Genomic DNA, 12,496 nt, shown 5'->3' with positions numbered 1-12,496 from the left:
CCACTCCTCAGAAGGGCAGGACGGCGTCCAGCACCTGCTGGCCGACCCGGGGTTGCTGCATGTCGGAAATCTGACCGCGACCGCCGTAGGAAATCCGGGCAGAGGCGATCTTGTCGTAGGTGATCTCGTTCTGGCGCGAGATGTCTTCGGGCCGGACATAGCCCGAGACGAGCAGTTCCCGCATCTCGAAGTTGACGCGCACCTCCTGCGTGCCTTCGATGGCCAGCACGCCGTTCGGCAGAACGTCGATCACCGTGGCCGCCACGCGCAGGGTCAGGCTTTCGCTGCGCCGCACAGAGCCGTCGCCGCTGGAATCGCTCGACGATCCCAGGGACACCGCATTGTCGAGGCTGGCGCCGTCGGTGATGCCCTGGTTGATGCGCTGCGGAATGCCGAACAAATGAGGGATCTCAAGGCTTTCGGTGCCCGACCGGGACCGCGAGGTGCTGTTGGAAATCTGCGCCTCTTCGTCGATCTCGATGACGATGGTCATGATGTCCCCGCGTTTCATCGCCCGGCGGTCGCCCAGCAGAGAGGTCTGCCCCCCGCTCCACAGGGAGGCGCCATCGGTCACCCGGGCGGGCATGGCCTGATCGGTCACGCCCGCGGCGATCATGGCGACCCGTTCGGGGCTGCTGGTGGTGGGGGTGAAATCCGGCGGTTTGCCGATGTGGTTGACGCGGCTGCAGGCGGTCAGTGTCAGGGCAAGGCCGATCAGGCAGGCGATACGAAACATGGCTCTCCTCACTTCTGCACCACGACGGTGCCGTCCGGGGCAATGGTTCCGAACAGCACGGTGCGCGAGTCGATGTTCATGACGCGAATGCGCTCTCCGGCGGCGCCGCGCCCCAGCGCGCGGCCCTCGGCCTTGATGCGCAGGCCGGCGTGGGCATAGACCAGCTCGACCATCTGGTTGCGGTCGATCAGCGCCGGCACCCCCAGCGCCCCGCGCATGACCGCGCGGCCCGGGTAGATCGCGACGCGCGCCTCCAGCCCGACGACCTCGTCGAGGGTCGTATAGGCGCCTGCGATCTCGGCCGGGTCCAGGCGCACCAGGTCGGCGGTGATGATCTGCTGCGACCGGATCGTCTGGGTGGTGACGATGGTGTCGGCCCCGGCGGCTGAGGCCAGCAGAAGAAGCAACCCGGCCAGTTTCATCAGCGCACCTGCGCCGTGGCGCCCAGCATCTGGTCGGCGGCAGAGATCACCTTGGAGTTCAGCTCGTATCCGCGCTGGGCCTCGATCAGATCGGTGATCTCCTTGACCGCGTCGACCGAGCTATCCTCCAGATAGCCCTGCCGCAGGGTGCCCAGCCCGTCCTGCCCCGGTGTGGACTGGATCGCGGGGCCCGAGGCCTCTGTTTCGAGGAACAGGTTGGCGCCGATCGCCTCCAGCCCCTTGGCATTGGTGAAGCCGGTCATGGCGAACTGGCCCAGCAGCTGCGCTTCGGTGGAGTCGGCGAAATAGGCGTAGACCTCGCCCTCGGCGTTGATCGAGACGCGCCGCGCATCCGAGGGGATGGTGATATCGGGGGCCACGGGAAACCCTTCCGAGGTGACGATCAGCCCTTCGCCGTTGCGTTTCAGGGCGCCGTCGCGGGTATAGGCGATCTGGCCCGAGGGCAGCGTCACCTCGAGATAGCCGTTGCCCTCGATGGCAAGGTCGAGGTCGCCGCCCGCGTTCACAAGGGACCCCTGCGCAAGCTGGACCGACACGGCAGAGGGCCTGACGCCAAGGCCAAGCTGGATGCCGGTGGGCAGCACCGTGCCGTCCGAGGCGTTCACCGTCCCGGCCCGCGCCACCTGCTGGTAATGCAGGTCCGCGAACTCGGCCCGGCGGGCGTTGTAGCCCGTCGTGCTCATGTTCGAGAGGTTGTGAGAGATCACTTCGACGCGCATCTGCTGGGCGCTCATGCCGGTGGCGGCGATCTGGAGGGCTTTCATCTGACTGCTCCTATTTCACGAATGCCTTCAGGGCATTTCTGATCCGTTCGTCTTCCCGTTCCATGAAGCTTTGGCCCAGTTCGTAGGCGCGCTGGACCTCGACCATGCGGGCGACCTGAAGGATCGGATCGACGTTCGACGCCTCGACAAAGCCCTGCATGACACGCGGGTTTTCGACCGGCTCTGTCCCGGCCTGACTGTCGAACAGGGTTCCGCCCTCGCGCAGCATGCGGTTGACGTCGAGGGGGCGCACCACGCCGATCTGCCCGACGGCGCGGCCCTCCGCGCTGATCGTGCCGTCGCGGCCGATGGCCATCTCTGCCGCGTTCGGCGGCAGGAAGATCGGCGCGCCGCCGCCGTCCAGCACCGGATAGCCGTCGGGCGTCACAAGCGTGCCGTCCCCGGCGGGGGAGAAGGCACCGGCGCGCGTCAGCCGCTGGCCGCCGGGCGCCTGCACAAGGAAGAAGCCCTCGCCCTCTATGGCGAGGTCGAAGACGCTGCCGGTCTGCTCCAGCGTGCCCTGCATCCACGAGGTGTTGCGCACCCGGGCGCTTGCCATGGCAACGGCGGGCAGTCCGTCGCCCTCCTGCACGTATTCCGAGAAGATCACGCCCTGTTGCCGGTATCCGGTGGTATTGGCATTGGCGATATTGTTGGCGATGACCTGCATCTCGTGCATCAGGCCCGATTGGCGCGACAGGGCGGTATAGCCAGCGGTTTCCATCTCAGCCTCCGATGATGATCGGGATGATATGTCCCTGAAAAAACTCGACGAGCGTGCTGGTCATGAAGCCCATCGACATCCAGAAGACGGCGACGATGGCCAGAAGTTTGGGCACGAAGGTCAGCGTCATTTCCTGGATCGAGGTCAGGGCCTGAAAGAGCCCGACGCCGACGCCCGCGATCAGCGCGGCGCTGAGGATCGGTACCGCGGTGATGGTCGCGATCCACAGCCCGGCGCGCAGGGTGTCGAAGAAGATGGTCTCTGTCAGCATGGGTCAGACCGGCATCCGCAGGATTTCCTGATAGGCCTCGACCACCTTGTCGCGCAGGGCGACGACGGTCTCGACCGCCAGTTCGGACTGGGCCAGCGCCTCGACCAGCGCATGCGGATCGGCATCGCCGGTCATCGCCTGCTGCGCGGTCTGCTCTGCCGCATTCAGCTGGTTGGTGAAGTCCTGCGTGACCCGGGCGAAGTCCTGCTCGATCGGACGGGCCTGTTTCGGATCGGGCTGCAGGGCCGGGCGCGAAGAGGCATAGCTTTGCGCGGCGGTCAGGGATCGGACGTCCATTCTGGTCTCCTATCTATATGAAATCAGGGGGTTATCGGCGCAGAAGCTCCATCAGCCCGCTGGACATCTGCCGGGTCTGGTCGAACATCTTGAGGTTCGCCTCGTAGGATCGCTGCGCTTCGCGCGCGTCGGCGATTTCAATGATGAGGTCGACGTTGGAGCCGTCATATCGCCCGGTCTCATCCGCCAGCGGGTGAGAGGGATCGTGGATCTGCTCCAGCGCGCGCCTGTCGAGGTTGACGCGCCCGGTCTCGACCCGGGAAATGCCGCTGGCGCCGGTGTCGGTCCTGAAGGGCATGGTCTTGCGCCGGTATCCCGGCGTGTCGACATTGGCGATGTTCTCGGACAACAGCCGCAGGCGCGAGGCCTGGGCCTTGAGTCCGCTGGTTGTGACGCTCAGGGCATCGGAAAAGGCGCTCATATCGTCCTCCGGTCAGCGGCGCCCGACGGCGGCGCGGAGCATGGTCAGGTTGCTTTTGTAAATGGCGAGGGCGCGGTCGTGCTGACGCTTGGCGCCGACAGCCATCACCATCTCTTCCTCGAGCGAGACAGTGTTGCCGTTGGGGTCGAGCGCGTCCCGCCGTTCCGTCATGTCGATGTCGCGGCTGTTGCCGCCATGAAGGTGGCTGGCCCGGGTCGCACGCTGGCTGCCCATGGCGTCGCGCAGGGTCGCGGCGAAGGCCGGAATGTCGCGGGCGCGGTACCCGGGGGTATCGGCATTCGCGATATTCTGGGCGCTGACCGCCTGTTGCAGCCCCGCATGCCGCGCCATGGCCATCGCCGTTCTGAAGACGTCCAGGTTCTGGAACATCGGGGCTTCTCCCTCGATTGGCTTCAATCAAGGTTTAACGGTGATTCCTTTAGAAACGGTTCGTGGGAGATGAACGGAGCGAACGATGGACGAAGAGATCACCGGCCTGATGGCGCGGCTGGCGCATATCCAACCGGTGCGGGCCGTCGGCAGGGTCCAGGCGATTGACGGGACGACGATCTGGGTCCGTGGGCTGGCAGAGACCGCCTGCATCGGCGACCGGCTGCGCCTGATGCATCCCGGCCACGTGCTGGGCGGCGAGGTCCTGCGTATCAAGGACGATCTGGTGGCCATGATGCCCGACGAGATGGCCGAGGGCGTGTCGCGCGGCGACCGGGTTGCCGTGTTGGGTCCGCCGACGCTGGCCCCCTCGGACAGCTGGATCGGGCGGGTGATCGACGCCTACGGGCGGCCGCTCGACGGGGCGCCGCTTGGGCCCGGCCCGGTCCGCAGGCCGTTCCGGGCCAGCCCGCCGCCCGCTGCCTCGCGCGGGCGTCTGGGGGATCGGCTGGGCACCGGACTCGCGGTTTTCGACACGCTTCTGCCCTTGGTTCAGGGACAGCGAATCGGTCTCTTTGCCGGGTCCGGCGTCGGAAAATCGCGACTTCTTGCGGATCTGGCCCGGGGGGTCGAGGCGGATGTCGTCGTCCTTGCGCTGGTCGGGGAACGCGGGCGCGAGGTGCTGGATTTCGTCCGCACGGTTCTGGGGCCGGAAGGCATGGCGCGCAGCGTCGTGGTGGCCGCGACCTCGGACCGGTCGCCGCTGGAGCGGCGCCGCTGCCCGCTGGCGGCCATGACCATCGCGGAACACTTCCGGGATCAGGGAAGCCACGTGCTGTATCTCGCCGATTCGATCACCCGGTTTACAGAGGCGCATCGCGAGGTCGCCATCGCTGCCGGAGAGCTGCCGGCGCTGCGCGGCCATCCCCCCTCTGTCGCGCATCAGATCATGCGGCTGGCCGAACGCGCCGGACCGGGGCTGGCGGGAGGCGGCGATATCACCGCTGTTTTCAGCGTGCTTGTTGCGGGCTCTGACATGGATGAGCCTGTGGCGGATATCCTGCGCGGCGTTCTCGACGGCCATGTGGTCCTTGACCGGCAGATCGCGGAGCGCGGTCGCTTCCCGGCGGTGAACCTTCTGCGTTCCGTGTCCCGTAGCCTGCCGGAGGCCGCGACAGAGCAGGAAAACGCGGTGATCCAGAGCGTCCGGCGTCTTCTGGGGGCCTATGAACGGTCGGAAACGATGATCCGGGCCGGGCTTTACAAGGAAGGTGAAGATGCGGTACTCGATCAGGCTGTGCGGGTCTGGGAGGATCTTGACGGCTTTCTCGCCGCCCGGTCCCCCGATGGGCCGGAGCATGCTTTCCAGAAGCTCGAGCTGATCCTGCGCCGCGCGCAGGGGGCCGCGCCGCCGCGCCGGGGTACGGCCAGGGTGGGGATGCCCGCTGCGAAGCGTGGTCAGGCGCGGGCCTGAGCATCGGGGTCATCCAAGCAGCGATCGGCGCGGAATGCTTTGGAGCAGGGTCAGGGCCGTCTGCCCGGACCCGAAGGAACTGCCCTGTTTGATCTGATCCTGAAGAAGGTAGCTGTGGATCAGTTTCTCCATCACCTTGGGGTCCGACATCTCGGAAAAGGATTCGACAGCGAAGCGTGCACTCATCTTGTCCTTCAGGGTTTCGGCCTGACGGTCGATGTCGATCTGGCTGAACCCGGCTGGCAGCCCGAGGGCCGCTTCGAACACGTTTCGCAGCGATGTGGTGCCAAGAACCTGAAACCATTTCGTATTCTCCGAACTGTCCCCGGTCGCCAGTTGGGGGATCGCGCGTTCGAAATTCAGGACGGTGCGCAGGCTTTCATCGACGGACCCGACCGCGACTTCGAACTCGTGCAGGAAGTAATCCGAGACGATCTCGTCCGCATATCCGGCTTCGGCCATGGGCGAGCCCGGCGCGCGGTCGAATTCGAAGGCCTTGGCAAGGTCGATATAGCGTTGATCGCCGAGGATGTTCGCTAGGGCCTGTGGCTCTTGTGCGCCCTGCTCGAGAACGCGCTTGATCAGCGATGTCCGTCCCGACTTGTCCTGCAAGTCGAAGGTGATCATCGCGAAGGCGTAAAGCCGGGGCGAGTTGATCAGCCCCTGCGCTGAACTCACCTTGCCGATGTTCTTCTTGAAGAAGGCGGTTTCGGTCTCGATGTTCACCGCCACCTGTTCCCGCACCGACGCGCCATAGGCGGTATCGGTATCGCCGCTTTCTGCGAGACCGGCCTCCATATTGGCGAGGACGTTTTCGCGGTATCGCGCGATCATGTCGGTGCCGAATCCCGGTTCCTGCGTTTTGGCGTTCAGAACCTTCTCGAACGTGAAGGCCCTCGCCAGCGCGACATAGCGCCCGTCGCCGAGGCGATTGGCCAGTGCCTCGTCGCCCTCCGCCCCTTCTTCGAGAACCTTTCGGATCAGGAACTTGGCGTCGATCTTGTCTTCGAGGCCGAAGGCGCTGAGGGCGACGCCAAGAAGACGCCGGTCGTTGACCAGATCCTCGGCGCTGTTGATCGTGCCGATCTTCTCCCTGAAGTACTCCGCATCCCGTTTCAGCATCGTCGATTTATCGAAAACCGCGCGCTGGGTGTCCTGCGTCGCCTTGAGAAACTGCCAGGCAACAAGACCAGAGCCGACGACGACCGGGCTATAGGTCATAGCGGTTTCGCGGCGAGAAGCCGGTCCTCTCTGGGGATCAGGGCCCGCAAGGCCTTGAGGCACTGGTAGAACTGCTCCTCCAGAAGGGAGTCCGTTGCCTGTGTCAGAAGGCGGCGGCTGTCCGGATCGCACAGGATCTGGCTCAACTCCTCGATCCGCGGCAGCAGCTGGGCGCGGGCATCGCCGGGCTCTGCATCGCCGGTCAGGATAAGCTGCGCGGCATAGCAGATGCGCCTGACGGGCGTTCGCGCTTCCTCTGGGTGGATGGCGTCCCGCAGGCGCAGGACGTTGGCGTTGGGCGTCACGATGGACAGGCGGCTGCGCCTGTCGCCGTTTTCAATCACGGCACCGTTGATCAGCACACGTTCGCGCGGGCCGAGTTTCAGGACCAATCCACTCATGACTTCGGCCTCCGGCCGCTTAATCCCCGCAGGATCGCGGCGTTGATTTCAAGGAGCGGCGCTAGGCGCGCTTTGCGGTTGAGCACCTGCGCGGTGTGCTGGTGAACGAATTCGGCAAGGTAGAAGACCTGCGCGCGCAGGTCCTGGGGCAGGCCGTTGTCCTTGTCCGCGACGTCGACGGCCAGCGCCGTCCAGAGCCGGTGATTGTCGGACAGGGCTGCCACGAGCTTTGGATAGGCGCGCGGCCCGGCCTCGGCAGAGGCCTTGATGCGATGGGTGACGCGGGCGATCAGCTCGTATTCCGTGGCGCGCGGTGTCTGCGTCGTTCGGGCGTGCTGGGCATAGCCCTTTCGGGCTTGCGCGAGTGTCTGGGCGTTCACGTCAAAACCTTCTGGTTATGAGGAATCGGGATGCAATCGAGAAAGGCGGGGACCGAATGGACCGGCCCCCGCCGTCCATCGATCAGCGGAACAGCGACAGCAGCTGCTGCGGCGCCTGGTTGGCGATCGACAGCGCCTGAACGCCCAGCTGTTGCTGGACCTGCAGGGCCTGCAGGCGGGCCGAGGCTTCTTCCATGTCGGCATCGATCAGCGTACCGATGCCGGATCTGAGCGCGTCGGTCAGGCCAGAGACGAACTCGGTCTGGGTCTCGATGCGGCCCTGGGCCGAACCGAAGGCAGAGGCCGAGTCGATCGAGGTCTGGATCAGGCCTTCGATGCCGGCCAGGGCGGCTTCGGTGCCTTCGTCGGTGGTCACGTCGAACTCGGACAGCAGTTCGAGACCGCCGCCGATGGTGCCGTCGGCCTCGGCCTCCAGCGTTGCCATGTCGGAAATGTCGGACTGTTCCACCACGCTGTTGTCGTCAGAGATCGCTTCATCGTAGTTGTTGGTGAAGTCGATCTGACCGGCGTTGGTGTCATTCACCGAGAAGGTGATGTCCAGGCCGTCCTTGGCGGCCTGGAAATTCAGCCGCTCGACCATTGCCGAGGTCACATCTGCCAGGGTATCGCCATCGCGCGCCACGTATTCGACGTCTTCCGAGAAGTCGAGCGCATCACCCGAGGAATCCAGGGCAAAGTTGCCGCTGCCGGTCACCTTGAAGTTGGCACCGGCCACAAGGTCATTGCCTGCGCCGACGCCATCGAAGGTCGCAAATGTCGCCGTCGCGCCCGCCGCCACGCCGGTGGTGTTGATCGAGACGTCAAGGTTCACCGTTGCGGTTGTTGCTGCACCGGTGCCCAGGTCCTGCTTGCCGACCGCGATCTCCGAAGCGGCGACGCCGGTGCCCGAACGGTCGAGCGAGGCCAGAACGTTGATTTCGCCCGAGCCCACATCGGATTCGGTGTTCTGCAGCAGGTTCAGACCGTTGAACTGGGCTGCGCCCACGACTGCCGAGATCTGGTCACGCAGGGCGTCGATGTCTGCCTGGATCTTGCCCCGGTCGACGTTTTCCTCTTGCGAGGCGACGATCTTGCCCTTGATGTCGGTGAGCAGTTCGGTGACGGTCTCGGCGGCCTGGCGGGCCACGGAGACGGTCGACTGACCCAGGTTGAGGCTGTCGGTGATACCCTTGAAGCCTTTGACATCGGCCTCCATGACTTTCGAGATCGCCCAGACGGCAGAGTTGTCCTTGGCGGAGGAAACGCGCTTGCCGGTCGAGATTTCGGCCTGCGTGTCGGCCAGCGAGTTGTTGATGGATTTCAGGGTCTGCAGCGCCACCATGGCGCCGTTGTTCGTCAGGATGCTAGACATAGAGAGTGTCCTTGCTGTTCTCTTGGCGCTTTGCGCCGGTTGCACTTGCCGCTTGCGCGGCATCTCTGTCGTCTTTCTGACCTGTGCAGCCCGACCCTTTGTCAGCCTGCGCCACCCCCCTAGAGGTGCGCGGCCAATGTCGCCCCCAGTTCCTAACGAAGTGCTAAACGCTCCTTCCACGATTTCAGGCATTTGAGGAAAATCGTCATGCCCGCCGCTCCAAAGTGCGTATGGACGGGGCGTCGATCGTGTTTCGGCGCCCCTGCGCATCGTAGGTGTCCATGGATTTCCGGATGCGGTTCAGGTCTCCGAGCCGCGCGGCCACGTTTCTCAGCCCGGCCAGCGCGTGGTCGAACAGCACCTGGTTCCGGCGCAGCCCGTCACGCAGGGGCGCAACCGTCTCGGCGTTCAGGGGCCCGGCGTCCAGATCGGCGACCAGGGTGGCTTTTTCTTCCAACAGGTCGGCGATCCTGTCGAAATCGCCTTCCAGCAGGGCCGTGCGTTCGGCGTCAAGCAGAGCTGCCAGCCGGTCCATCGCGCTGTCAGTCATGGTGTCTCTCCTTGAGGGATTCGAAGATTGCTTCGGCCAGGCCGATGCCGCCCTGGCGGCTCATCCGGCGGGCCTGCTCGGTGCGCAGAAAAGAGGCGAACTGATCCTCGCCGGCGCCGCCTCCGAAGGTTTCGGGCGTCTTCCCGACGCCGGCGGACTTCAGCATCTCTGCAAGGAAGTTGGTCTCCAGCGCCATCGCGGCCTCCCGAAGGGCCCGGTCCGTGTCGGTCGCGGGCGCCATCGCGGCATTCGGTATTTGCATCGGATTGCTCCAATTCGACTCAGATGGCCCGACCCTGCCAGTGTCCGCGTAAAGATTTGGTTAGGATGTTCGCTTTAGCTTCGCCGAAGTCGGAAGAACTCCAGAGGCACAGATGTTCACACAGTTGACGGCTTTGTTCGGCCTTGGAACGGCGCACATGACGGCGAAGGGCGCGCCTGTTCCCGCGCCGGCTGAGGCGTTTTTCAAGGTTTTCTCGGTTCTGGGAGATGCAAACCGGGACGGGGGCAGTCTCGCCGAAACGCCAGAGCCCGGAACACGCGCGGAGCAGGTGGATAGGGTCGAAAAGCCTGTGCCGGATAGCGATCCTGACGGCGACCGCGATGCAGGCGATCCTGTGGCCGCCGTGGCTGAGGGGGGCCCCGATCCGGTCATGGCGGTCGGGGAACGCCCGGTTTCGGGGGCCGGCAGGGTGCCGCCGCAGGATATCACGGTCTTTCCCAGGGCTCGCCGGAACACCGGATCCCATGATCCCGGGGCGGCCGCTCCGTTCGGCGTCTTGGGCAAGACCGGTCCCGGCCCAAGGGCAGAGCATGCGGCGCGGGATGCCAGACCGGGACCGACGGGATTGGCCGCTGGCGGTGTCGGCTTGCCGCGCGCCGGACCGGAAGGCGCGCAATTGCCGGGGATGGAAAGCGCGCCGATGCCGCTGCGTGGGGTGTCTTCCGCCGGGCACGGGGAACGGCAGGGCGCAGGCCGTCTACCGGCTTTCCAGACGCGGACGGATCCTGGTGCGCTGGCCAGGGCGGGGGGCGGGGGCAGGCCCCCCGCGGCGATCCCCGATGGCGACGGCCCGGAGGCCTATGCCAAAGCGCCTGCCCCGAAGGTCTGGCCCCGCCCCGATGGAGCTGTGCCAACCGGGTCGCCGCAGTTTGCATCTGCACCGCCGCCAAGGATGCCGACCATGGATCTTGTCGCGGCAATGCCTCCACCTGGCCATGGACCTGACGGCAGTGAGGCGGACCCGGGGAAATCGCGGGCAAGAGGCGCAGAGGGGGCGGAGCCATCTCTGACCGGCCCGGCGCGGAGGGCGAGGCCACTCTCTGGTACGGTCGGGAGGGGGGCATCCCCTGTCACCGTCAACGAAAGCAACGCGTCGCGTCGTGGCACGCCCTTTGACGCGGCGCCCTTTCTGGCCGACCTCGACGAGCCGCGCCGGACCGAGGATGCCGGCGTCATGGGGCCGGCAGAGGCACGCGGGACCGTCGGCGGCCCGCATCAGACGGTTTCGATGCCGGGCGGGCCGTTGCGTTCCGAGTTTGGGGCCATTCTCCGTCAGGTCGCCGATGCCCTGCCACGGGCGGCGGACGGGCGAATCGAAGTCCAGCTGAACCCGGAAGAGCTTGGGCGGGTCCGGTTCCAGATCCATTCCGGCGAAAACGGCTTGCTTGTGCAGGTGGCGGCAGATCGCCCGGAAACGCTGGACCTGATGCGCCGTCATCTCGATCAGCTCGCCCGTGACTTTGCCGAGGCCGGCTATGAAGGCGCCCGTTTCAGCTTTGGTGGCGATGCCTCTGACAGCCACGGCGATACGCCCGGGCCCCGCCTTGGGCCTGACGGGGACCCGCATCCGGATGATGCAGACGATGTCGCCCGGATTATGCAACAGCAGGCCCCCAGCGCGGGGCTGGACATCAGGATCTGAGCCATGACCGACGCGACAACCACGCTGCCTCTGTTCCCAAGCACCACAAGCGCGACCGGGGCAAAGCCCGTGGCCATGGATGATGAGGCGGCGGGTTCCGATACCAAGAAGATCAGTTCCGATTTCGAGACCTTCCTGAGGATGCTGACGGTCCAGATGCAGAACCAGGATCCGCTGAATCCCGTGGATTCAACCGATTACGCCACGCAGCTGGCGACCTTTTCCTCTGTCGAGCAACAGGTTCTGACCAATGACCTGCTTCGGGAGCTCACGGCTCAATTCGGCGGCGGGGCGGGCGCTGGAAATGCCTTGCAATCGGTCAGCGGCTGGATCGGGATGGAAGCCCTGTCCGAGGAACCGGTTGCCTTCACCGGCGCGCCGGTGTCGATCCGGGCAGACTATCCACCAGAGGCCGACAGCGCCAAGCTTATCGTGCGCAACGCCGAGGGCGAAGAGGTGCAAAGCTTCTCTGTCGACGTCACGCAAAAAGACCTCGTTTGGGGGGGCGCGGATGGCTCGGGCAGCCTGTTGCCCACTGGGCAGTACAGTTTTCACGTCACGAGTTTCCGCGACCAGATGGAGATCGGCACCGGGGCAGCGGCAACCTACCGGCCCATTGTCGAGGCCCGTGGTACGGACGCGGGGTCGGTCGTGCTGACCCTGAGCGATGGAACGGAAATTTCGCGCGACGCGGTCATGGGCTTGCGGGACAGCCCATCGTAAGGACGGGCCTGCGGGCCGACCGGCAGCCTGCAGGGAGGCCCGCAGGCGCCATATGCCGGTTCGTTGGGCAATTGTTGCGAATTTGACGCGCCTGCATCCTTGGCCGAAGTGGATCTTGCAGTTGCAGAAGATCACGTTTGAACGGATTTCGCTTTGAGTATACAGTCTTGTGCGTGGGGCGCGTGGCGCCCTGGACTGTACAGTTTGGAGAAAACCATGAAAAAGCTCTCGATCGTGGCTGCAGCCGCAGCGATCGCAGCTGCAGCAGCCGCCCCGGTGGCCGCTCAGGAAGCGAACGACCCCTTCGTTTCCACCCAGGTCAGTGCCGTTCCGGCGCTCGCGGTCCTTGGTGGTATTGCTGTCATCGTTGCCATCGCGGCATCCGACGGCACCAACTGATTCGT

At 65.4% G+C, this 12,496-nt stretch carries 18 protein-coding genes; 4 read left to right on the top strand and 14 right to left on the bottom strand.

Annotation, left to right across the window (positions count from 1 at the left end; translation table 11 throughout):
* Nucleotides 1-7: 7 nt before the first annotated feature.
* From flgH to ACN5KJ_RS05730, 8 genes are read right to left on the bottom strand one after another with little or no spacing between them, the layout of a single operon-like run.
* A complete protein-coding gene (gene flgH / locus ACN5KJ_RS05765; protein ID WP_418592558.1) occupies nt 8-736 on the bottom strand; it encodes a flagellar basal body L-ring protein FlgH in 729 nt (242 codons plus the stop codon).
* A gap of 8 nt (nt 737-744) precedes the next feature.
* On the bottom strand, nt 745-1,158 hold the full coding sequence (flgA, locus tag ACN5KJ_RS05760) for a flagellar basal body P-ring formation chaperone FlgA (protein WP_418592557.1): 414 nt from the start codon (nt 1,156-1,158) through the stop codon (nt 745-747).
* Nucleotides 1,158-1,943, bottom strand: coding sequence for a flagellar basal-body rod protein FlgG (flgG, locus tag ACN5KJ_RS05755; RefSeq protein WP_418592556.1), 786 nt, complete (start codon nt 1,941-1,943; stop codon nt 1,158-1,160). The genes flgA and flgG overlap by 1 nt, the downstream gene beginning before the upstream one ends.
* Nucleotides 1,944-1,953: 10 nt before the next feature.
* Complete coding sequence (locus ACN5KJ_RS05750) at nt 1,954-2,667, bottom strand: flagellar hook-basal body complex protein (RefSeq protein ID WP_418592554.1); 714 nt, start codon at nt 2,665-2,667, stop codon at nt 1,954-1,956.
* 1 nt (nt 2,668) lies between these two features.
* Nucleotides 2,669-2,938, bottom strand: a complete 270-nt coding sequence (locus tag ACN5KJ_RS05745; RefSeq protein ID WP_347166301.1) for a flagellar biosynthetic protein FliQ — start codon at nt 2,936-2,938, stop codon at nt 2,669-2,671.
* A 3-nt stretch (nt 2,939-2,941) separates the two neighbouring features.
* On the bottom strand, nt 2,942-3,235 hold the full coding sequence (gene fliE / locus ACN5KJ_RS05740) for a flagellar hook-basal body complex protein FliE (RefSeq protein WP_347166300.1): 294 nt from the start codon (nt 3,233-3,235) through the stop codon (nt 2,942-2,944).
* A 31-nt stretch (nt 3,236-3,266) separates the two neighbouring features.
* Entirely contained in the window at nt 3,267-3,656 is a 390-nt protein-coding gene (flgC, locus tag ACN5KJ_RS05735; protein ID WP_418592552.1) for a flagellar basal body rod protein FlgC, read from the bottom strand.
* A gap of 12 nt (nt 3,657-3,668) precedes the next feature.
* The gene (locus ACN5KJ_RS05730) at nt 3,669-4,046 is read right to left on the bottom strand and encodes a FlgB family protein (RefSeq protein ID WP_418592550.1); all 378 of its coding nucleotides are present in this window, start codon (nt 4,044-4,046) and stop codon (nt 3,669-3,671) included.
* An 85-nt stretch (nt 4,047-4,131) separates the two neighbouring features.
* On the opposite strand from ACN5KJ_RS05730, the gene ACN5KJ_RS05725 reads away from it, so the two are divergent.
* Entirely contained in the window at nt 4,132-5,520 is a 1,389-nt protein-coding gene (locus tag ACN5KJ_RS05725; RefSeq protein WP_418592548.1) for a FliI/YscN family ATPase, read from the top strand.
* A gap of 9 nt (nt 5,521-5,529) precedes the next feature.
* Here ACN5KJ_RS05725 and ACN5KJ_RS05720 read toward each other — a convergent pair whose 3' ends face one another.
* From ACN5KJ_RS05720 to ACN5KJ_RS05695, 6 genes are all read right to left on the bottom strand, one after another.
* Nucleotides 5,530-6,741, bottom strand: a complete 1,212-nt coding sequence (locus ACN5KJ_RS05720; RefSeq protein ID WP_418592547.1) for a DUF1217 domain-containing protein — start codon at nt 6,739-6,741, stop codon at nt 5,530-5,532.
* Nucleotides 6,738-7,142: a flagellar biosynthesis repressor FlbT gene (gene flbT, locus ACN5KJ_RS05715; RefSeq protein ID WP_418592545.1), complete on the bottom strand. Its 405-nt coding sequence runs from the start codon at nt 7,140-7,142 to the stop codon at nt 6,738-6,740. Before flbT ends, ACN5KJ_RS05720 begins: the two co-directional genes overlap by 4 nt.
* Nucleotides 7,139-7,522, bottom strand: coding sequence for a flagellar biosynthesis regulator FlaF (flaF, locus tag ACN5KJ_RS05710; RefSeq protein WP_418592544.1), 384 nt, complete (start codon nt 7,520-7,522; stop codon nt 7,139-7,141). The genes flbT and flaF overlap by 4 nt, the downstream gene beginning before the upstream one ends.
* An 82-nt stretch (nt 7,523-7,604) precedes the next feature.
* Nucleotides 7,605-8,894 carry a flagellin gene (locus tag ACN5KJ_RS05705; RefSeq protein ID WP_418592543.1) on the bottom strand — a complete coding sequence of 430 codons (1,290 nt, stop codon included), beginning with the start codon at nt 8,892-8,894 and terminating at the stop codon, nt 7,605-7,607.
* Between the two features lie 205 nt (nt 8,895-9,099).
* Entirely contained in the window at nt 9,100-9,444 is a 345-nt protein-coding gene (locus tag ACN5KJ_RS05700; protein WP_418592541.1) for a flagellar protein FlgN, read from the bottom strand.
* The gene (locus ACN5KJ_RS05695) at nt 9,437-9,706 is read right to left on the bottom strand and encodes a rod-binding protein (protein WP_418592540.1); all 270 of its coding nucleotides are present in this window, start codon (nt 9,704-9,706) and stop codon (nt 9,437-9,439) included. The genes ACN5KJ_RS05700 and ACN5KJ_RS05695 overlap by 8 nt, the downstream gene beginning before the upstream one ends.
* A 1,195-nt stretch (nt 9,707-10,901) precedes the next feature.
* On the opposite strand from ACN5KJ_RS05695, the gene ACN5KJ_RS05690 reads away from it, so the two are divergent.
* The 3 genes from ACN5KJ_RS05690 (at nt 10,902) to ACN5KJ_RS05680 (ending at nt 12,491) form a co-directional block, all read left to right on the top strand.
* Nucleotides 10,902-11,369 carry a flagellar hook-length control protein FliK gene (locus tag ACN5KJ_RS05690; protein ID WP_418592538.1) on the top strand — a complete coding sequence of 156 codons (468 nt, stop codon included), beginning with the start codon at nt 10,902-10,904 and terminating at the stop codon, nt 11,367-11,369.
* A gap of 3 nt (nt 11,370-11,372) precedes the next feature.
* A complete protein-coding gene (locus ACN5KJ_RS05685) occupies nt 11,373-12,092 on the top strand; it encodes a flagellar hook capping FlgD N-terminal domain-containing protein (protein ID WP_418592536.1) in 720 nt (239 codons plus the stop codon).
* Between the two features lie 216 nt (nt 12,093-12,308).
* A complete protein-coding gene (locus ACN5KJ_RS05680; protein ID WP_023848817.1) occupies nt 12,309-12,491 on the top strand; it encodes a hypothetical protein in 183 nt (60 codons plus the stop codon).
* Nucleotides 12,492-12,496 lie beyond the last annotated feature (5 nt).

This window comes from Ponticoccus sp. (in: a-proteobacteria), from assembly GCF_048381735.1.
This window is presented reverse-complemented; position numbering and strand designations above follow the sequence as displayed.